The organism is Erwinia sp. TECH1 (genome assembly GCF_054057575.1).
In genome coordinates this window covers 2,665,630-2,685,567 of sequence record NZ_JBSRZK010000001.1, presented here as the reverse complement: position 1 = coordinate 2,685,567, position 19,938 = coordinate 2,665,630, and the positions used below count along the sequence as shown (strand labels likewise).

Here is a 19,938-nt window from a genome sequence, read left to right as displayed (position 1 = left end):
GCCCGCCGTCTTCACTAAGCGCGTTTACGCACTTTAATCGTGGTTGCCAGCCGGGCCGGAGACTCGCCCGCGCTGACCATGGGCTGCGTCACGTGAGCCGTTTCCACGCATACCATGCTTTTATAGCCTTCGTTTGCCATATCGCTCATGCTGCACGAAAGCGCCGGGCCGGGATTCCAGGTGACAACGTCACTATGATAGTGATGATAAACCTCTATGATCCTGTTACCCGCCGTATCGTGGATAGTGCTGCAATCTTCCGGCTGGGTAAATATGCGATCGACGCGGTCAGGATAGGTTTGCCTGCCGTTTTCGGCACGGCCTTCAGCATTCTCTTTTACCTTATCGATATAAGGCTGACCCAGTCCGCTCACCTCTACGCCCGCGATATCCTCAACGGCAAAGTAAGTGTGCAGGGCACCGGTGGCCTGAAAGTCGCCGTGCGCTTCCAGCTCAATTTCACAGCGATCGCTGAAGCGGAAACGGGCAAACAGCGTAAAATCGTGCGGCCAGAATTTTTTCGTCTGCTCGCTGCTTTCCAGCGTCAGCGTCAGCATCACGCTTTCTTCGTTCTCGTCGTGCGCCGACAGCGTCCAGGGCAGCGAGCGGGCAAAGCCGTGCGCCGGTTCGCCGGCCGGGCCAAACCATGGCCAGCAGACGGGCACGCCGCCGCGAATGGCTTTGCCAGACGTCCACGCCGTTTTCTCACTCAGCCAGATAACCGGTTTCTCGCCGCTGGGCTGCCAGGCAACCAGCTGCGCGCCCTGAAGCGTCACCGCCGCGCGCACCTTCGGATGCGCGATAACGACTACGGGCAGCTCGCCCATTAAGCGCAGTGAAATATAGGGCGTGATTTGGTCGGCTACGGGCAGCGAAAAAAGTTTTTCGTTCATCGGAGCTCCTGTTATTCAGCGAAAAAAAAGGGCGACCGCAGTCGCCCTCAGAATCAGCTAATCGCGATTATTTTGCGATATGTGCGATCAGATCCAGAACCTTGTTAGAGTAACCGGTTTCGTTATCGTACCAGGAAACCAGCTTAACAAAGGTGTCGCTCAGTGCGATACCGGCTTTAGCATCGAATACGGAAGTCAGGGTTTCGCCGTTGAAATCGGTAGAAACCACTTCGTCTTCGGTATAGCCCAGGATGCCTTTCAGCTCGCCTTCAGCCGCTGCCTTGATAGCTTCACAAATTTCTTTGTAAGAAGCAGGCTTAGCCAGACGCGCGGTCAGGTCAACCACGGAAACGTTAGGAGTAGGTACGCGGAAAGCCATACCGGTCAGTTTGCCGTTCAGCTCAGGGATCACTTTACCTACCGCTTTAGCTGCGCCGGTAGAAGATGGGATGATGTTCTGAGATGCGCCACGGCCGCCGCGCCAGTCTTTGTGAGACGGGCCGTCAACGGTTTTCTGGGTAGCGGTGGTAGCGTGAACGGTGGTCATCAGCGCTTCAACGATGCCGAACTTGTCGTTGATAACTTTTGCCAGCGGTGCCAGGCAGTTGGTGGTGCAGGATGCGTTAGACACGATTTCCTGGCCAGCATACGCCTTGTGGTTAACACCCATAACGAACATTGGGGTGTCATCTTTGGAAGGACCGGTCAGAACAACTTTCTTCGCGCCAGCCTGGATGTGTTTACGAGCGGTTTCGTCGGTCAGGAAGATACCTGTTGCTTCGGCAACCACGTCAACACCGACTTCGTCCCACTTCAGGTTAGCTGGATCTCTTTCAGCGGTAACACGGATGGTTTTGCCGTTAACAACCAGATGGCCATCTTTAACTTCTACGGTGCCGTCGAAACGACCGTGAGTAGAGTCATACTTCAGCATGTAAGCCATGTACTCGGCGTCCAGCAGATCGTTGATTGCAACGATTTCTACGTCAGAACGCTGCTGAGCAGCACGGAAAACGATGCGACCGATGCGGCCAAAACCGTTGATACCTACTTTGATAGTCATATATTCCACCAGCTGTTGTTAGTGAATAAAAGGTTGGCTGTAAAATTACAAAAACCTTATCAGGCGTCAAGCGGAATCGCTTCAATAGTTGCGACAAATCAAACCCTGGAGCAGGAATAATCGCCTGAAAACGCCTTCCGCGACGAGCGTCTTACCTTTAGTTTGGGGCATTCGGCCCGAATATAAAGGGGTCGGGATTTTAAAGGGTGATCCAGGTCACAATTTCATTGCCTGCTTACTTTCAGACTCCGCCTGAGCATGAAAAATCCCCTGACGTTGTTATGCATTTGTTAGAATGTAGAAATCTTCAGACCACTTTGCCAGAGATACCTGATATGGCCGAACGCCCACTGAAACCTGAAACCGATCTAAACGAAATGCAGCGCTACGTCACTCAGCAGCGCGGGACAGAGCCGCCGTACTCCGGCAAGCTGCTGCATAACAAGCACGAAGGGATTTATCACTGCCTCGTTTGCAACTCGCCGCTGTTTCTGTCCGGCACCAAGTATGATTCCGGCTGCGGCTGGCCGAGTTTTTATCAGCCCTACAGCGATGACGCCATCCGCTATCTGGAAGATGACTCGCACGGGATGCAGCGAATCGAGATCCGTTGCGGTACCTGCGATGCCCATCTGGGGCACGTTTTTCCCGACGGCCCTCAGCCGACAGGCGAGCGCTACTGCGTCAACTCTGCTTCATTAAGTTTCACCGATGAAGATGGCACTCAGATTAAAGGATAGACGTTATGGAGCTGGATGAGATCATTGCTGCCATGACGCCCGAGGTTTATCAGCGTCTGGCTACGGCGGTAGAAACCGGTAAATGGGCCGACGGCGTGGCCCTGACTCCGGAGCAGAAAGAGAATAGCCTGCAGCTGGTGATGCTATGGCAGGCGCGTCACAACGACGAGCCGCAGCATATGAGCGTGGGCAAGGGCGGCGAAATGGTGACCAAAAGCAAGAAACAGCTGAAAGAGGAATTTGGCATCGACGACGACATCACGCCTATCAGACTGCACTAACATCGTTTGATGCCGTGATAAAGCCCGGCTACGTATTGATAACCGGGCGAGCGGGCCCTCTTAGCCTGGTGACTAAAAGCTGCATGGATGCGACGCCGAACGAGGCAGCGTCTGCGGCGCCGTTTAAATAATGACTGCGCCTTTAGCCGCCATTTCTGCCAGCGCGATTTCACTGTCCTGCGGTGACAGGTTTACGCCCCGACAGCCTGCGGCGACGACCTGAACCTGATAACCGAGCGCCAGCGCGTCCAGCACACTATATTTTACACAGTAGTCCGTCGCCAGGCCCATCATCGTCAGGCTGGTGACGCCACGGCTCTTCAACCAGCTATCCAGCCTTGTTTTGTTGCGGTGGCCGTTATCGAAAAATGCGCTATAGCTGTCGATAAGCGGCTGCTCGCCTTTATAAATCTGTGTGGTCAGATAGCGCCGATCCAGCTCAGGGTGCAGCTCTGCGCCTGCGCTATGCTGCACGCAATGATCCGGCCACCCTATTTGCGGCAGGCCGTCCAGTTCGCCCAGCGTGCCCACCGATTGCCCCGACACTGACGCAAAGCTGCCGTGGTTAGCCGGATGCCAGTCCAGCGTTGCCACCACCGGCCGCTGAAGCCGATGAAATTCTGCCGCATATTGGTTAGCGACGGCGAGGGTGCTGTCGCCGTCCTTCACGGCCAGCGCGCCGCCGGGGCAAAAATCATTTTGCAGATCGATCAGGATCAGGGCCTGGTTCATGCTTATCTCACTTTTCGTCAGGAGTCAGCTCACCGCGCAAATTCACCTGCATTTGCTGGCGAACTTCATCGCTGGAAAGGTTCTGGCTGAGCAGGAAGTGCAGCTTGGTCAGCGTTGCCTCCACGGTCATATCGTAGCCGCTTACCACGCCCGCCAGCGCCAGCGCGTTCCCCGTCGCATAGCCGCCCATGTTTACCTTGCCGGACATACATTGCGTCAGGTTCACCACGACAATGCCGCGATCGGAAGCTTCTTGCAGCTCTTTCAGGAAAGCCGGATTCTGCGGCGCATTGCCAACCCCGTAGGAGCGCAGGATCAGCGCTTTTACCGGCTGGCGCAGGAAGTTGCTCACCACGTCGGCAGAAATTCCCGGATAGATCGTGACGACGCCGACAGGCTGAGGCGTAATCGAGCGCACAATGAGCGGTCCCTGGCCGCCAGGAGCCGGAGGCGTATTCAGACGACGAATATGGATACCCGCTTCCAGCAGCGGCGCCAGGTTAGGCGAGGCAAAAGCGTTAAAGCCGTCGGCATGGGCTTTAGTGGTGCGGTTACCGCGATAAAGCTGATTATTGAAGAAAAGGGCGACTTCATTAATGGGATAGTTAGCCGCGACAAACAGCGAATTAAGCAGGTTTTGCTGACCGTCGGAACGCAGCTCCGCCAGTGGGATCTGTGACCCTGTCACAATTACCGGCTTGGCCAGGTTTTCCAGCATAAAAGAGAGCGCGGAGGCGGTAAACGCCATGGTATCGGTGCCGTGCAGGATCACGAAACCGTCGTAATTATCATAATTAGCCTGAATATCATCCGCAATCGTTTGCCAGTCCTGCGGCGTCATATCGGAAGAGTCGATCAGCGGCTGGTACTCGTGAATGGTAAAATCCGGCATTTCGGCACGATGGAATTCCGGCATCTTCGCCAGCTGATTTTGCAGATGACCAGAAACAGGCACATAGCCATGCTCGGAACGCTGCATCCCGATGGTGCCGCCGGTATAGGCTACATAGATGGATTTTTTTTGCATGTGATTACTCAGGCTTGAAAAAGAGGGCAGTATAAGGGGAAAAACCGGGAAAAGCAGCCCGACCAGCGGGCTGCTTTCGGCTTATTTGACCTGGCTACAGGTCAGGCAGAACGCATAGCGGTTCTGCGGGTCGTTCAGGTTGTCGAGCAGGCCCGGCTGATTTTTCATCGCGGCCATTACGTCATACATTGGCGCAGGCAGATACGCTTGCAGCGCCTCGGGCAGCGCCGCACGTGCGGATGCGTCCATCTGGCTGAACAGCAGATCCATAAAGCCAGGCTCATCCTGATACCAGTTCAGCTGGTATTGCTTGAGATGCGCCAGCTCCGCCGCCTTCGCCACCGCGTCGTCGAAGTCGCCCAGCGCGTCGACCAGGCCATTGCTTTTGGCGTCGCTGCCTGTCCAGACGTGGCCCTGAGCGATTTGATCGATCTGCTCCGGCGTTTTGCCCCGCGAGCTGGCTACCAGACCCAGGAAGTTTTTATAGCCGTTTTCAATGCTCAGCTGCATCAGCTGCTGCACTTCCGGCGGCAGCGCTTTGGTCGTCGTCACGTCCGCCAGCGGCGAAGTCGCCACGCCGTCGGTATGGACGCCAATCGCATCCAGCGAATTTTCAACCGTATTGATCACCCCGAAGATACCGATAGAGCCGGTCAGCGTGCTCGGGCTGGCAATAATGTAATTCGCCGGCGTAGAGATCCAGTAGCCGCCGGAAGCCGCCATACCGCCCATCGACACCACCACCGGCTTGCCTGCCGCTTTGGCCGCCGCCAGCTCCTCACGAATGGTTTCAGACGCGCTGACGCTGCCGCCAGGGCTGTTGACGCGCAGAATAATCGCCTTGACCTTGTCATCCAGGCGCGCCTTGCGAATAGCCAGCGCGGTGGTATCGCCGCCGACGTTGCCCGGCGTTTCCTCGCCGTCCATGATCGCGCCGTTAGCCATGATGACGGCAATATTGCCGTTGGCCACCGGTTTGTCCTTCAGCGGGTAATCGTAGATGCTGGTGCCGTTAAAGTCCTGCGCCTGCTTGTCCCAGCCGAAAACTTTGCCCAGCTGCGCATCCACGACTGAACGAGAAGCCAGTTCATCCACCAGTTTGTTATCTTTTGCATAGCGCGCGGTATCGCCGCCTACTTTCTGCAGGCCATCAAGCACGCCCTGTGCGCCCGGGAACAGCTGCTGCGGCGTTACCTGGCGATTGGCAGCGACAGTATTAAGATAGTTTTGCCACAGCTCGCCAATCCAGCGGCTGTCCGCATCACGCGCGGCAGGCGACATATCATCGCGCAGGAAAGGCTCTACCGCCGACTTATAGGTGCCGACGCGGAAAACATGCGAGCTGACCTTCAGCTTGTCCAGCAGCGTTTTGTAGTAAAGCCCGTTGGTGGCGAAACCGTGTAAATCGACCGTGCCCTGCGGCGACAGATAGATCTTATTGGCGAAGCTGGCGAGGTAGTATTGCGCCTGGCTGTAGCTGTCGCCCGTGGCGTAAATCTGTTTGCCGCTGTCGCGGAATTCGCGCAGCGCTTTGCCCATATAGCTCAGCGAGGGCTGATCGGCCCCGGCGAAATCGCGCAGATCGAGCACCATGCCGGTAATATTGGCATCGCTTTTCGCCTGGCGAATCGCATCCACGACGTCAAACAGCGAATTCTCTTTCAGCCGATCGCTGCTGGTGCCAAGCAGCTGGCGGCCAATCTTGCTGAGCTTATTGCTGACCGAAGGCTTGTCGACAATCACACCGGCAAGGTCGACCACCAGCGCGCCTTTCTGCGTTTCCACAGGCGCGGAAGATTTGGTGAACTGAAAATAGACCACGGCGCAGATCAAAATCAGCAGCACCAGGAAAAGATTAAGAATAAATTCCCGAATAAAATTCAGCAGGCGCCAGGCCCATTTAAAAACGCCAGCGATCGCTCGCCACAAAGTGCGCATAGTCTCTCCATAATCGCGATAATAAACCCGGAAAATCGACGGAAACCAGCCCGTGCCGGGTCGGGATGGTGACATCCTAAAGAGCAGGGGCAAACTTGTCAGCAGGAAAAAGCGGAATGCTGTAACAAATCATCATCCTGTGCTAGCTTCAGCTGCTCAGCATTCTTATCAGGAGTAAGTTATGGACGCACTGGATCTGGTAGTCAACCGTCGTTCCGCCTCACGTTTAAGCGAACCTGCGCCCGCCGGAGAAGCGCTGGAAAATATCATCCGCGCCGGGATGCGCGCGCCCGATCACGGCACGCTGCAACCGTGGCGTTTTATTGTTGTAGAGAACGAAGGACGCGACCGCTTCAGCCAGCTGCTGGAAAAAGCCGCGCGTGACGACAATATGGAGCCGAAAGCGATTGAGAAGGCTAAGCAGTCGCCGTTTCGCGCGCCGATGATTATCACCGTGGTGGCCCATTGTGAAGAGCACCATAAGGTGCCGCGTTGGGAACAGGTGGTGTCCGCCGGCTGCGCGGTGATGGTGATGCAGATGGCGGCCGTGGCGCAAGGTTTTAACGGCATCTGGCGCAGCGGCGCCTGGACCGAGCATCAGGCCGTGCGCGAGGCGTTTAACTGCCGCGAGCAGGACGCCATCGTCGGCTTTCTTTATTTAGGCACGCCGCAGTTGAAATCCTCCACCACGCTTGTTCCGCCCGATACAACGCCTTTTGTCAGCTATTTCTGACAGATTGTCACCTTCAAAAAAGGCAGAATAGTCGCCTGACCGTCATTTTGCCGGGATAATAAGCGAACGGACGGTGAAACGCTTATCACCGTCTGTTGAAAACGCTACCATCTACCCACTGTTATCCCCTGAAGGAAGCCATCGCCGGATGCGTTTGTTTATTGCCGAAAAACCCAGCCTCGCTCGCGCGATTGCGGACGTTCTACCCAAGCCGCATCGTCGGGGCGACGGCTATATCGCCTGCGGCAGCGATGATGTAGTGACCTGGTGCGTCGGTCACCTGCTGGAGCAGGCGCAGCCCGACAGCTACGATAGCCGCTATGCGCGCTGGTCGCTGGCCGACCTGCCTATCGTGCCGGAAAAATGGCGCCTCCAGCCGCGTCCTTCCGTAGCAAAGCAGCTTAACGTCATTAAAACGCTGTTGGAGAAAGCCAGCGACGTGGTACACGCGGGCGACCCGGACAGAGAAGGGCAGCTGCTGGTGGACGAAGTACTGGACTATCTGGCGCTGCCGCCGCAGAAGCGCGAGCGGGTACAGCGCTGCCTGATCAACGATCTGAACCCACAGGCTGTTTCAAGGGCGATAGATCGTCTGCGGGAGAACCGCGAATTTATCCCTCTGTGCGTATCGGCGCTGGCGCGGGCGCGGGCGGACTGGCTTTACGGCATCAATATGACCCGCGCCTATACGCTGCTGGGCCGTAATGCCGGTTACGATGGCGTGCTGTCGGTCGGGCGCGTGCAGACGCCGGTGCTTGGGCTGGTGGTACGGCGCGATGAAGAGATCGAGAATTTCGTGCCGAAAGATTTCTTTGAGGTAAAGGCGCATATCGTCACGCCGAAGGATGAGCGCTTTGTCGCTACCTGGCAGCCGAGCGAAGCCTGCGAGCCGCATCAGGATGAAGAAGGACGGTTGCTTAATCGCCAGCTCGCCGAGCACGTAGTCGCGCGTATCGGCGGCCAGCCAGCGCACGTGACCAGCTATAACGACAAGCGCGAGAACGACACCGCGCCGCTGCCTTTCTCGCTTTCTTCTTTACAGATAGAAGCGGCCAGGCGCTTTGGCCTGAGCGCGCAAACGGTGCTGGATACCTGTCAGAAACTTTATGAAACGCATAAGCTCATCACCTATCCGCGTTCGGACAGCCGCTATCTGCCCGATGAGCATTTTGCCGGCAGGCATGCTGTGCTCAACGCCATCAATGCGCATCAGCCAGAACTCACGCCGCCAGCCGATTTTGACAGCGATCGCCGCAACCGCTGCTGGGATGATAAGAAGGTGGATGCGCACCACGCTATTATTCCTACGGCGCGCAGCGGGCAGGTGAGGCTGACGGAAAACGAAGCGAATATTTATCGCCTGATCGCCACGCAGTATCTGATGCAGTTCTGTCCCGATGCCATTTACCGTAAATGCGTGATCGAGCTGGACATCGCGGGCGGGAAATTTATCGCTAAAGCGCGCTTTCTTGCCGAAGCGGGCTGGCGCGCGCTGCTGGGCAGCAAAGAGCGGGACGAGGAAAACGACGGCACGCCGCTGCCCGTAGTGGCGAAAGGCGATGAGCTATTGTGCGAAAGCGGAGAGGTGGTCAGCAAGCAGACTCAGCCGCCTCGTGCCTTTACCGATGCCACGCTGTTATCGGCCATGACCGGCATTGCGCGATTTGTTCAGGATAAAGATCTAAAGAAAGTGCTGCGTGCGACCGATGGTTTAGGAACAGAGGCGACGCGCGCCGGGATTATCGAACTGCTGTTTAAACGCGCTTTCCTGATTAAGAAAGGGCGTTACATCAATGCGACTCCCGCCGGGCGCGCGCTGATCCACTCGCTGCCGGAAATGGCGGCGCGTCCGGATATGACCGCCCAGTGGGAATCCACGCTGACCAAAATCAGTGAGAAGCAGTGTCGCTACCAGGACTTTATGCAGCCGCTGGTGGGGACGCTCTATACTCTGATCGATCAGGCGCGACAGCAGCCCGCTGCGCACGCGTTCCGTGGCCTTCCATCACCGGCGGGTAACCGTAAAAAGCCGCAGCGTAAGGCGGCGAAAGCGAAGGGGAATTAAGCGATGAAAAGCATTTTAGTCACGGTCGCGCTGCTGTTTTGTGCTCCGCTGTATGCGGCAGGCGGCATGCATCTCAGCACCGGCCACGGCGATTATGAGCAGGAACCGCCGCAGGGCGGCGGCGTCAATGCCGATGTGATGGTGGATATGCCGCCGGAAGCGTGGACGCAGGGGCAGAACAATCAGCCGCCGTGCCTGCGCTGCTGTACCTATCAAAATCGCAGCTATACGGAAGGCTCGGTAGTGAAGATGGAAGGCGTGCTGTTGCAGTGCAGCCGCGATGAAAAATCTTACGGCACCAATAATCTGATTTGGCAGACCATTAAGTAATCTGTGCGAGCCAGGCGGCCAGCAAGGGAATATCCGCTGGCGCCAGCTCGTAACGCATTGCTTCCTGCGGCAAACACCAGGCGAGCGCCTGATGACAGTTAAGCCCGGGTTCACCGGTAAAGGCTTCTACCAGCCAGGCGTGCAGATGGATCTGCCGCCCGCTGACTTCCCGGCTTTCGCTGGCGATATAGCCACCGATAGCGGCCTCAATGCCCAGCTCCTCTTTCAGTTCCCTTTGCAGCGCCTGAGGCTGGCTTTCGCCTGCCTCCACTTTGCCGCCCGGAAACTCCCACAGGCCGGCCTGATCGCCATGCGGGCCGCGCTGCGCCAGCAAAATTTTCCCCTGACGTACAATCAGCGCGGCCACTACGTCAAGCCGTTCAGCTGCCATCAGAAGCGGAATTCGGCCCAGACGGGCGCGTGGTCGGAAGGCTTTTCCATGCTGCGGATATCGTAATCAATGCCGGTTGCTACGCAGCGCTCGGCCAGCGGCTGGCTTGCCAGCAGCAGATCGATACGCAGGCCCCGGTTGTCATCGAAGCCCTTAGAACGGTAATCGAACCACGAGAAGCGATCGTTGATGTCAGAATTCTGCGCGCGCCAGGTATCGACCAGGCCCCAGTTCAGCAGGCGATCCATCCATTCCCGCTCTTCCGGCAGGAAGGAACATTTGCCGGTGCGCAGCCAGCGCTTGCGGCTCTCTTCGCCGATACCAATATCCAGATCGGTCGTGCTGATATTCATATCGCCCATAATCAGTACAGGATTACCGGGCTGGTGCTCCTGCTCCAGATAGCTTTGCAGATCGCGGTAAAACTTCTCTTTTGCCGGGAATTTTGTCGCATGATCGCGGCTCTCGCCCTGAGGGAAGTAGCCGTTGATCACGGTAATATTGCCGATTGGGCTGGCGATATCCGCCATAATCAGGCGGCGCTGCGCATCCTCATCGTCACCGGGAAAACCGCGACGTACCGCTACCGGCTCGCTTTTAGTCAGCAGCGCGACGCCGTAGTGGCCTTTCTGTCCGTGGTAAAACACGTTGTAGCCCAGGCTGGCGACTTCTTCGAGCGGAAACATGTCATCGTGGACTTTGGTTTCCTGTAGCCCGATGACGTCCGGCTGGTGCTGCTCGACGAGCGCGGCAAGCTGATGAGGGCGGGCGCGCAGCCCGTTGATATTAAAAGAGACGAATTTCATAACTGCACCCGGTGGCGGGAAAAAAGATGTGCGGATGGTAGCAGAATCGGGCGCGGGCTGTCATTAACGCGCTTTTACTCTATTGACAGACCGGCTTATTGCAGAGCTTGTCATAAAAAAGCATGGCGTCGTGCTTTCGGTTATTCTATCTTCACACGAATCGTTCGATCCGCACCATTTATCCCATGAGGAACCTCTATGTTAAGTTTTACCGCCAATCAGGCTAAAACGCAGTTTGGTGATTTGATGACCAAAGCCCAGCGTGAGCCAGTCAGCATAACCCGTAATGGTCGTCCTGCCGTTGTTGTGGTTTCTGCCGCAGATTATGAGGTCATCGAACAGCTGAAACTGGAAGCCTTACGCACAAGGTTGGCCCATTCGATTGCGCAGATGGAAGCCGGCCAGGTTCAGGATGGCGAAGCCGTATTTGATGAGCTCATGAAGGATTTGTAATGGGAAAGTATACGCTTACGGATGATGCAAAGCAGGACGTGGAAGAGATTAAAGCTTATTCAATGGAGACCTGGAACCGTGAAACTGCAAAGGCGTATTTGACAGGGATGCGTCTTGCTATACAAAGGCTTGCGGATAATCCCGGCATTGGCGAAGACGCCAGTGATAATACCTGGCCGGGAGTGCGTAGCTGGCCTTATGAGAGACACTATATCTTTTTCGTGCCGAACCCTGAAGGGGTGACCGTGGTCGGCATTCTTCATCAATCCCGCTTGCCAAAGGCATTTAAAAAACGCGCGCCGTGACTTTATTGATACATCTTTACAGGATTAGGCCGAAGCTTCTCATCCTTCCCCGTGGGGGATCTGGAAGATTGTGCTTAAACATTGGGATTCAAAGAGGTCTGAAATGGTGGTGCTGAGGATGGCATCGTGCGGGAAGGATTCACGTCACTGCGTTCCGTGCCCTTCGGGTCAAACCTTCGAGGTCGAAGCTTCTCATCCTTCCCCGTGGGGGATCTGGAAGAATGTGCTTAAACATTGGGATTCAAAGAGGTCTGAAATGGTGGTGCTGAGGTTGGCATCGTGCGGGAAGGATTCACGTCACTGCGTTCCGTGCCCTGCGGGTCAAACCTTCGAGGTCGAAGCTTCTCATCCTTCCCCGTGGGGGATCTGGAAGATTGTGCTTAAACATTGGAATCCGAAGAGGTCTGAAATGGTGGTGGGGGAAGGATTCACGTCACTGCGTTCCGTGCCCTGCGGGTCAAACCTTCGAGGTCGAAGCTTCTCATCCTTCCCCGTGGGGGATCTGGAAGATTGTGCTTAAACATTGGGATCCGAAGAGGTCTGAAATGGTGGTGGGGGAAGGATTCACGTCACTGCGTTCCGTGCCCTGCGGGTCAAACCTTCGAGGTCGAAGCTTCTCATCCTTCCCCGTGGGGGATCTGGAAGATTGTGCTTAAACATTGGGATCCGAAGAGGTCTGAAATGGTGGTGGGGGAAGGATTCGAACCTTCGAAGTCGATGACGGCAGATTTACAGTCTGCTCCCTTTGGCCGCTCGGGAACCCCACCAGGGGAAGCGTACTACTTGTTGGCTTTAAACGCCGAACCAACATAAGTTGGAAATGGTGCAAACTAACTTGTGCTGCTGTGCAGGAAGGATTCACGTCACTGCGTTCCGTGCCCTTCGGGTCAAACCTTCGAGGTCGAAGCTTCTCATCCTTCCCCATGGGGAATATGACAGAGCGTGCTTAAACGCCGGACCAACATAAGTTGGAAATGGTGGTGGGGGAAGGATTCGAACCTTCGAAGTCGATGACGGCAGATTTACAGTCTGCTCCCTTTGGCCGCTCGGGAACCCCACCACTGGCCTTGCTTCCTGCTTGCTGAAGCGGGGCGCATCATATCAAATGCTGGCCCGCTGTAAAGCCCGGATTCAGCGATTATAACGCGTTTGCCGCTTTTTTATTCTGACTGCTGCTTTGTCCGACAAAACAGCAGTCTTTAACCTTTACAGAATGATAGTGCGATTGCCGTAGACAAATACGCGCTGCGCCAGCACTTGATAAAGCGCGCGGCTCAGCACATTTTTCTCTACGTCACGTCCCGCACGCATCATATCTTCCGCCGTGTAGGTGTGATCCACATGGATGACGTCCTGCATGATAATCGGGCCTTCGTCCAGATTGTCATTAACGTAGTGCGCGGTAGCCCCGATAATCTTCACACCACGCTCGTAGGCCTGGTGATAAGGCCGCGCGCCGATAAAGGCAGGCAGGAACGAGTGGTGGATATTGATAATCTGATTAGGATAGCGCTGCACAAAAGCAGGCGTCAGCACGCGCATATACTTGGCCAGCACCACATAATCAGGCTGGAAACGGTCAATCTCCGCCGCCATGTTATTGTCGTGATCTTCCCGCGTCAGGCCTTCATGGCTCACCAGAATAAACGGAATATCAAAGCGTTCGACCAGCGTCCGCAGCGTTTCGTGGTTGCCGATAACCGCCGCGATTTCAACATCCAGACCGCCATAGGTGCTCTTCATTAACAGATCGCCCAGGCAATGCGCTTCTTTCGTCACCAGGATCACCACGCGGCGACGGCCCGCAGCGTTCAGCTCTCTGAACGATCCGGCAGGCAGGGCGTTGTCCAGCTCGGCCAGCAGTGTGGCATCGTTAAAAACGCCTTCCAGCTCGGTGCGCATAAAAAAGCGGCCGGTGCGATGATCAACAAACTCATTGTTCTGCACGATGTTCAGCTCGTGCTGGTAACAAATGCTGGTAATTTTGGCGATCAGGCCTTTGGCATCAGGGCAAATGGTTCGTAAAACTTTTCGTTGTAGTGTTTGCGCTTGCATTGCGATGGTAATCCTGTCAAAGCAATTCTGAGGGAATGCGGGGGACCATTACTGGCCACAACATTTTTTAAATTTTTTTCCGGAGCCGCACGGGCATCGGTCGTTTCGCCCTGTTTCGGGGAAGGTTCCGTCAACATAATACCAGCGTTGCGCCAGACGAAGAAAGCGCGAACGCTCATGAATAAAGCTGTTGCGCTGATTTTCAGAGAAACGGGCGAAGAAGGTGACGTAGCCTTCTGCATTATCCCCTGGTGCTTGTGCCTCAACTATATGTAAACTAAGCCATCTGGTCACGGCAAAGCTCTCTTCCAGGCTCTCGCGGAAGCGCGCGGCATCGCAGTCAGGATGCCAGGTGGCAATCAGGTAATCGGCATCGCCTTTGGCGTAAGCGGTATAGCGCGAGCGCATCAATGCTTGCGGCGTAGGGGGAATGCCGTCACCATTGAGCCAGGGCTGGCAACATAAGCTATACTCCAATCCGCTACAGCATGGGCAGGATTCAGACACGTTGTCTCCAGAGGATAATAAAAAGCAGAGTGAGTTTTGGGCGTCATGGTAACCGAGCTGTGTGAGTGGCGCCATTGGTTCGTTAAGCAAACACCAGAGGTGGAATGAGACAGGTTAAGATTGGGCTGGCACTGGGATCGGGTGCAGCCAAAGGGTGGGCTCATATCGGCGTGATTGAGGCGCTGGAACGAGCCGGCATCAGGATTGATGTGGTGGCAGGTTGCTCCGTGGGAGCGCTTGTCGGCGCCGCTTATGCCAGTCAACGTCTTCCTCTTCTCGCCGGTTGGGTGCAGGGTTTCAGCTATTGGGAAGTGCTGCGCCTGATGGACTTCTCCTGGCAGCGTGGCGGCCTGCTGCGCGGCGAGCGCGTGTTCAGCCATGTACGTCGCCTGCTGCCGCATACGCATATTGAGGCTTGCAGCCTGCCGTTTGGCGCCGTCACCACCAATCTCAGTACCGGACGCGAACTCTGGCTGACGGAAGGGGATCTTCATCAGGCCATTCGCGCCTCATGCAGTATGCCGGGTCTGCTTTCGCCGGTCGCCTGGAACGGCTACTGGCTGGTGGACGGTGCCGTCGTCAATCCCGTGCCCATTTCTTTAACCCGTGCGCTGGGCGCCGATATCGTTATCGCCGTCGATTTACAGCACGACGCGCATCTGATGCAGCAAAACTTACTCTCCGTTACGCCACAAACCGTGAAGCTGCCCGCTGCTGCCGATGGCTGGCGCGGCAAGCTGCGACAAAAACTGAGCGAGATAGCCCAGAAAAAAGTTAATCAAACGCCGGGAGCGATGGAAATTATGACTACCTCGATTCAGGTGCTCGAAAACAGAGTCAAGCGCAACCGGATGGCCGGCGATCCGCCGGATGTGCTGATACAGCCTTTCTGCCCGCAGATTTCCACCCTGGATTTTCATCGGGCGGAAGAGGCCATTGAGGCAGGCAGGCTTGCCGTAGAGAAAAAGATGGATGAATTGCTTCCGCTGGTCCGTCAGTACGCAATGCCGGAAGAGAAATGAACAGACTTCGGGCAAATCTGAGAGGCGCAATTGTGGTTTTTGAGCCACTATTGACTTATCTGGCGCACAAGGGGGGACAATGGAGAAGCCATTAAGCGGAAAACAGATCCTGATAGTTGAAGACGAAGTGGTTTTCCGTTCTCTGCTGGATAATTTTCTGAGCGCGCTGGGCGCCGTTACCTCGCTTGCCGATGATGGCGTTCAGGCTCTGGAAAGTATGCAGCACCAGGTCTTTGACCTGATGATATGCGACCTGGCTATGCCGCGCATGAACGGTATCAAGCTGGTTGAACATCTGCGCACCCGGGGCAACCCCGTGCCGATCCTGGTGATTTCCGCCACTGAAAACATGTCTGATATCGCACACGTACTGCGTCTTGGCGTGCAGGATGTGCTGTTGAAGCCGTTAAAAGATCTGGAAAGGCTGCGCGAGGCGGTTTACGAATGCCTCTATCCTTCTATGTTCACTTCCAAAGTCGAGGAGGACGAGCAGCTCTTTCAGGACTGGGACGCCCTGGTGCGCGATCCCCAGGCGGCGGCAAAGTTGTTAAAGCAGCTGCAGCCGCCGGTACAGCAGGAAATCGCTAACTGCCGCATTAACTATCGTCAGCTGACGATGGCGGAACAGCCGGGCCTGGTGCTCGACGTCGCGGCGCTTTCTGATAAAGACCTGGCTTTTTATTGTCTGGACGTTACGCGCGCGGGCGATAACGGCGTGTTGGCCGCGTTATTATTAAGGGCATTATTTAACGGCCTGCTTCAGGATCAGCTTTCGGGTCAGGCGCAACGTCTGCCCGAGCTAAATAGTTTGCTGAAACAGGTTAATTTACTTTTACGCCAGGCCAACCTTCAGGGGCAATTTCCATTGCTGGTCGGCTATTATCACCAGGGATTAAAAAACCTTATCCTGGTTTCTGCTGGTTTAAACGCCACTCTGAATATTCATTCTCATCAAATACAGCTGAGTAATGGCGTTCCGCTTGGCACGCTGGGCAGTACGCATCTTAATCAAATCAGCCAGCGCTGCGATGCCTGGCAGTGTCAGGTGTGGGGCGCCGGCGGCAGGCTGCGCCTGATGTTGTCCACCGATTAAACGTCCCTTTCCTTTTTATCGCTGCGTGCCAGGGACAGGACCAGCGATAAGCTTTACACTTAGGTAATAGTCTTAAATTGCGTGGAAATGAATGAACCAGGATAAATCCATCCGGGTTCAGCTGATATACTCACTTCGTTTTTTAACTCGACATATCAAGTAATAACTTGAACGGCCTAAAGAGAGGTACTTAGATGTCTGCCTATAAGTCCAAAGTAAAAAAAGCGGTTATCCCTGTTGCTGGTCTGGGAACCCGTATGTTACCTGCCACCAAAGCAATTCCTAAAGAGATGCTGCCGCTGGTTGATAAGCCGTTAATTCAGTATGTCGTTAACGAGTGTATCGCTGCTGGTATCACCGAGATCGTGCTGGTAACGCACTCATCTAAAAACTCTATCGAAAACCATTTTGATACCAGCTTTGAGCTGGAAGCGATGCTGGAAAAACGCGTTAAGCGTCAGCTGCTGGAAGAAATCCAGTCTATCTGCCCGCCTCACGTGACCATCATGCAGGTACGTCAGGGTCTGGCGAAAGGCCTGGGCCACGCGGTAATGTGCGCTTATCCGGTTGTCGGTAACGAGCCGGTAGCGGTTATCCTGCCTGACGTTATCATCGACGAGTACGAATCTAACCTGGCTCAGGACAACCTGGCCGACATGATGCGTCGCTTCGATGAAACCGGCCACAGCCAGATCATGGTAGAGCCTGTAGAAGACGTGACCGCATACGGCGTGGTTGACTGCCAGGGCGCAGAGCTGAAAGCGGGCGAAAGCGCGCCGATGGTCGGTGTGGTAGAGAAGCCTAAAGCAGATAAAGCGCCATCTAACCTGGCGGTTGTGGGTCGTTACGTGCTGTCTGCGGATATCTGGCCTCTGCTGGCGAAAACGCCTCCGGGCGCAGGTGATGAAATCCAGCTGACTGACTCTATCGCTATGCTGATGGACAAAGAAACCGTTGAAGCTTACCACCTGAAAGGCATCAGCCACGACTGCGGTAACAAACTGGGCTACATGCAGGCATTCGTCGAATACGGCGTGCGTCATAATACGCTGGGTGCAGATTTCAAAGCATGGCTTGAAAGCACCGTTGGCAACGAGAAATAAGATTAATTTTTTAACCGGGACAATTCAATGAAAGTCACCGTATTTGGTATCGGCTATGTGGGTCTGGTTCAGGCTGCGGTTTTGGCCGAAGTCGGACATGACGTTCTTTGTATCGATGTCGACGCAAACAAAGTCGAGAATCTGAAGAAAGGGATCATTCCAATTTTTGAACCAGGCCTGACGCCGCTGGTGATGCAGAACTATGAGGCCGGTCGCCTTAAGTTCTCCACCAATGCGGAAGAGGGTGTTAACCACGGCATTATGCAGTTTATCGCTGTGGGCACGCCTCCGGATGAGGATGGCTCTGCGGATCTGAAATATGTCACCGCGGTAGCGCGTACGATTGCCCAACATATGAACGATCATAAAGTGGTTATCGACAAGTCAACCGTACCGGTAGGAACGGCTGACCGCGTGCGCGGCGTGATGGAAGAAACGCTGAAGGCGCGTGGCAAAGAGATCGCTTTCGATGTGGTATCTAACCCGGAATTCCTGAAGGAAGGTGCGGCGGTCAACGACTGTATGCGTCCTGAGCGTATTGTGGTAGGTACCGACAACGAAGCGGTAGTAGACCTGCTGCGCGAGCTGTATGAGCCATTCAACCGCAATCACGATCGCATGATCCTGATGGATATCCGCAGCGCCGAGCTGACCAAGTATGCGGCTAACTGCATGCTGGCAACAAAAATCAGCTTTATGAACGAGATCTCCAACCTGGCTGAACGCCTGGGTGCGGACGTCGAGAAAGTGCGTCAGGGTATTGGTTCCGATTCCCGTATCGGCTACTCCTTTATTTACCCTGGCTGCGGCTACGGCGGCTCCTGCTTCCCGAAAGACGTGCAGGCGCTGATCCGCACCGCCGAGCAGATTGGCTATAAGCCGCGTCTGCTGCAGGCTGTGGAAGACGTTAACGACTCGCAGAAGCACAAGCTGCCGGACTTTATCAAGCGTCACTTTGGCGACAACCTTCAGGGCAAAACCTTTGCGCTGTGGGGACTCTCCTTTAAGCCAAACACCGACGATATGCGTGAAGCGTCAAGCCGCGTGCTGATGGAAGCACTGTGGCAGGCCGGGGCTTCCGTTCAGGCTTTCGATCCGGAAGCGATGGACGAAGCGCAGCGCATCTATGGTCACCGCAGCGATCTTAAGCTGATGGGCACCAAAGAAGCGGCATTGCAGGGCGCAGATGGCCTGGTTATCTGCACCGAATGGCAAAACTTCCGCGCGCCGGATTTTGATGTCATTAAAAATGCGCTGAAAGAACCCGTGATTTTTGATGGTCGTAACCTGTATGATCCAGAAAGAGTCAGCAAACGCGGTTTCGTTTATTATGCAATCGGCCGCGGAGCTTCTATCCAAATTGCATAATTAACGAGGGAAGTATGAAATATCTGGTTACCGGCGCAGCAGGCTTTATCGGTTTTCATGTCGCACAACGCCTGTCAGGCGCCGGTCACCAGGTTGTCGGTCTCGACAACCTGAATGACTATTATGATGTAAAACTCAAACTCGCCCGCCTGGATTTACTCAAACCTTTTTCAAACTTCACTTTTATTGAGCTTGACCTTGCCGACAGGGAAGGGATGGCCGCGCTTTTTGCCGCCGAAGGTTTTGACCGCGTTATTCACCTGGCCGCGCAGGCAGGCGTTCGTTATTCGCTGGAAAACCCGCTGGCCTATGCCGATGCCAATCTCATCGGACATTTAAATATTCTGGAAGGATGCCGCCATAATAAAGTCGGTCATCTGCTTTATGCTTCTTCCAGCTCCGTATATGGCCTGAACCGCAAAATGCCGTTCTCAACCGACGATACGGTAGACCATCCGGTTTCCCTGTATGCGGCGACTAAAAAAGCCAATGAGCTGATGTCTCATACCTATTCTCATCTTTATGGCATCCCAACTACTGGCCTGCGGTTTTTCACCGTCTACGGCCCGTGGGGACGCCCTGATATGGCCTTGTTTAAGTTTACCCGCGCCATGATTGCGGGTGAAAAGATTGACGTATATAACAATGGCCAGATGCGCCGCGACTTCACCTATATCGACGATATTGCCGAGGCCATCGTACGTCTGCAGGACGTTATTCCTCAGCCAGACGCCAGCTGGACAGTAGAAAGCGGCAGCCCGGCGACCAGTTCGGCGCCGTATCGCGTCTATAATATCGGCAACAGCAGCCCGGTGACGTTAATGGCTTATATCGAGGCGCTGGAGAAAGCGTTAGGCATGACCGCCGAGAAAAACATGCTGCCTATGCAGCCAGGCGACGTGCTGGAGACCAGCGCGGATACCACGGCGCTTTATAAGGCGATTGGATTTAAGCCACAGACTGGTGTAGAGGAAGGCGTAAGTCGATTTGTTAACTGGTATCGCACTTTCTATCAGGTATAACGGTAATAAAA

At 55.1% G+C, this 19,938-nt stretch carries 21 protein-coding genes, 2 tRNA genes and 2 other RNA genes; 12 read left to right on the top strand and 13 right to left on the bottom strand.

What is annotated here, in order from left to right; translation table 11 throughout:
- Positions 1-14: 14 nt before the first annotated feature.
- Entirely contained in the window at positions 15-893 is an 879-nt protein-coding gene (locus tag ACVWZ0_RS12530) for a D-hexose-6-phosphate mutarotase (protein WP_253453746.1), read from the bottom strand.
- Between the two features lie 67 nt (positions 894-960).
- On the bottom strand, positions 961-1,956 hold the full coding sequence (gapA, locus tag ACVWZ0_RS12525; protein ID WP_199746355.1) for a glyceraldehyde-3-phosphate dehydrogenase: 996 nt from the start codon (positions 1,954-1,956) through the stop codon (positions 961-963).
- 335 nt (positions 1,957-2,291) lie between these two features.
- On the opposite strand from gapA, the gene msrB reads away from it, so the two are divergent.
- Both msrB and ACVWZ0_RS12515 read left to right on the top strand, forming a co-directional pair.
- Positions 2,292-2,696: a peptide-methionine (R)-S-oxide reductase MsrB gene (gene msrB, locus ACVWZ0_RS12520; RefSeq protein ID WP_125287764.1), complete on the top strand. Its 405-nt coding sequence runs from the start codon at positions 2,292-2,294 to the stop codon at positions 2,694-2,696.
- 5 nt (positions 2,697-2,701) lie between these two features.
- Positions 2,702-2,977, top strand: coding sequence for a YeaC family protein (locus tag ACVWZ0_RS12515; protein WP_253453748.1), 276 nt, complete (start codon positions 2,702-2,704; stop codon positions 2,975-2,977).
- Between the two features lie 123 nt (positions 2,978-3,100).
- Here the strand turns inward: ACVWZ0_RS12515 and pncA are convergent, their stop codons facing one another.
- The 3 genes from pncA to sppA form a co-directional block, all read right to left on the bottom strand.
- On the bottom strand, positions 3,101-3,709 hold the full coding sequence (gene pncA / locus ACVWZ0_RS12510) for a bifunctional nicotinamidase/pyrazinamidase (RefSeq protein WP_253453750.1): 609 nt from the start codon (positions 3,707-3,709) through the stop codon (positions 3,101-3,103).
- A 7-nt stretch (positions 3,710-3,716) separates the two neighbouring features.
- Complete coding sequence (ansA, locus tag ACVWZ0_RS12505; RefSeq protein ID WP_253453753.1) at positions 3,717-4,736, bottom strand: asparaginase; 1,020 nt, start codon at positions 4,734-4,736, stop codon at positions 3,717-3,719.
- 81 nt (positions 4,737-4,817) lie between these two features.
- Positions 4,818-6,674, bottom strand: a complete 1,857-nt coding sequence (sppA, locus tag ACVWZ0_RS12500; RefSeq protein WP_253453755.1) for a signal peptide peptidase SppA — start codon at positions 6,672-6,674, stop codon at positions 4,818-4,820.
- A 181-nt stretch (positions 6,675-6,855) separates the two neighbouring features.
- On the opposite strand from sppA, the gene ACVWZ0_RS12495 reads away from it, so the two are divergent.
- The 3 genes from ACVWZ0_RS12495 (at position 6,856) to ACVWZ0_RS12485 (ending at position 9,802) form a co-directional block, all read left to right on the top strand.
- The gene (locus tag ACVWZ0_RS12495) at positions 6,856-7,407 is read left to right on the top strand and encodes an NAD(P)H nitroreductase (RefSeq protein ID WP_253453757.1); all 552 of its coding nucleotides are present in this window, start codon (positions 6,856-6,858) and stop codon (positions 7,405-7,407) included.
- Between the two features lie 148 nt (positions 7,408-7,555).
- On the top strand, positions 7,556-9,472 hold the full coding sequence (locus ACVWZ0_RS12490) for a DNA topoisomerase III (RefSeq protein WP_253453760.1): 1,917 nt from the start codon (positions 7,556-7,558) through the stop codon (positions 9,470-9,472).
- A gap of 66 nt (positions 9,473-9,538) precedes the next feature.
- Complete coding sequence (locus tag ACVWZ0_RS12485; RefSeq protein WP_369894824.1) at positions 9,539-9,802, top strand: YnjH family protein; 264 nt, start codon at positions 9,539-9,541, stop codon at positions 9,800-9,802.
- On the opposite strand, the gene ACVWZ0_RS12480 is transcribed toward ACVWZ0_RS12485, so the two are convergent.
- A complete protein-coding gene (locus ACVWZ0_RS12480; protein WP_253453763.1) occupies positions 9,795-10,193 on the bottom strand; it encodes a pyrimidine (deoxy)nucleoside triphosphate diphosphatase in 399 nt (132 codons plus the stop codon). The two genes, ACVWZ0_RS12485 and ACVWZ0_RS12480, sit on opposite strands and share 8 nt — an antisense overlap.
- Positions 10,193-10,999 (bottom strand): exodeoxyribonuclease III, encoded by an 807-nt coding sequence (gene xthA / locus ACVWZ0_RS12475; protein WP_253453765.1) that lies wholly within the window; start codon positions 10,997-10,999, stop codon positions 10,193-10,195. Before xthA ends, ACVWZ0_RS12480 begins: the two co-directional genes overlap by 1 nt.
- A 198-nt stretch (positions 11,000-11,197) precedes the next feature.
- Here xthA and ACVWZ0_RS12470 point away from each other — a divergent pair, with 198 nt between their 5' ends.
- Together ACVWZ0_RS12470 and ACVWZ0_RS12465 are read left to right on the top strand one after the other, a co-directional pair.
- The gene (locus ACVWZ0_RS12470; RefSeq protein WP_253453767.1) at positions 11,198-11,452 is read left to right on the top strand and encodes a type II toxin-antitoxin system Phd/YefM family antitoxin; all 255 of its coding nucleotides are present in this window, start codon (positions 11,198-11,200) and stop codon (positions 11,450-11,452) included.
- On the top strand, positions 11,452-11,757 hold the full coding sequence (locus tag ACVWZ0_RS12465; RefSeq protein ID WP_253453769.1) for a type II toxin-antitoxin system RelE/ParE family toxin: 306 nt from the start codon (positions 11,452-11,454) through the stop codon (positions 11,755-11,757). The genes ACVWZ0_RS12470 and ACVWZ0_RS12465 overlap by 1 nt, the downstream gene beginning before the upstream one ends.
- Before the next feature lie 410 nt (positions 11,758-12,167).
- Here the strand turns inward: ACVWZ0_RS12465 and ACVWZ0_RS12460 are convergent.
- From ACVWZ0_RS12460 to ACVWZ0_RS12435, 6 genes are all read right to left on the bottom strand, one after another.
- A non-coding RNA gene (locus tag ACVWZ0_RS12460) (RtT sRNA) lies at positions 12,168-12,263 on the bottom strand.
- A gap of 40 nt (positions 12,264-12,303) precedes the next feature.
- Positions 12,304-12,399: non-coding RNA, RtT sRNA (locus tag ACVWZ0_RS12455), on the bottom strand.
- Between the two features lie 40 nt (positions 12,400-12,439).
- Positions 12,440-12,524 (bottom strand) — tRNA-Tyr (locus tag ACVWZ0_RS12450).
- A gap of 208 nt (positions 12,525-12,732) precedes the next feature.
- Positions 12,733-12,817: transfer RNA gene (locus ACVWZ0_RS12445), tRNA-Tyr, on the bottom strand.
- A 146-nt stretch (positions 12,818-12,963) separates the two neighbouring features.
- Entirely contained in the window at positions 12,964-13,812 is an 849-nt protein-coding gene (gene purU / locus ACVWZ0_RS12440; protein WP_125287754.1) for a formyltetrahydrofolate deformylase, read from the bottom strand.
- Positions 13,813-13,860: 48 nt separating this feature from the next.
- Positions 13,861-14,319, bottom strand: a complete 459-nt coding sequence (locus tag ACVWZ0_RS12435; RefSeq protein WP_253453771.1) for a YchJ family protein — start codon at positions 14,317-14,319, stop codon at positions 13,861-13,863.
- Positions 14,320-14,423: 104 nt separating this feature from the next.
- Between ACVWZ0_RS12435 and rssA the strand changes: the two genes are divergently transcribed.
- The 5 genes from rssA (at position 14,424) to ACVWZ0_RS12410 (ending at position 19,927) form a co-directional block, all read left to right on the top strand.
- The gene (rssA, locus tag ACVWZ0_RS12430; RefSeq protein WP_253453773.1) at positions 14,424-15,341 is read left to right on the top strand and encodes a patatin-like phospholipase RssA; all 918 of its coding nucleotides are present in this window, start codon (positions 14,424-14,426) and stop codon (positions 15,339-15,341) included.
- Between the two features lie 79 nt (positions 15,342-15,420).
- Entirely contained in the window at positions 15,421-16,434 is a 1,014-nt protein-coding gene (gene rssB, locus ACVWZ0_RS12425) for a two-component system response regulator RssB (RefSeq protein ID WP_253453774.1), read from the top strand.
- Positions 16,435-16,628: 194 nt separating this feature from the next.
- Positions 16,629-17,537 carry a UTP--glucose-1-phosphate uridylyltransferase GalU gene (gene galU, locus ACVWZ0_RS12420; protein ID WP_125287750.1) on the top strand — a complete coding sequence of 303 codons (909 nt, stop codon included), beginning with the start codon at positions 16,629-16,631 and terminating at the stop codon, positions 17,535-17,537.
- Positions 17,538-17,564: 27 nt separating this feature from the next.
- On the top strand, positions 17,565-18,905 hold the full coding sequence (locus tag ACVWZ0_RS12415; protein ID WP_253453776.1) for a UDP-glucose dehydrogenase family protein: 1,341 nt from the start codon (positions 17,565-17,567) through the stop codon (positions 18,903-18,905).
- A 14-nt stretch (positions 18,906-18,919) separates the two neighbouring features.
- Positions 18,920-19,927, top strand: coding sequence for an NAD-dependent epimerase (locus ACVWZ0_RS12410; protein WP_253453778.1), 1,008 nt, complete (start codon positions 18,920-18,922; stop codon positions 19,925-19,927).
- The last annotated feature ends 11 nt before the right edge of the window (positions 19,928-19,938 follow it).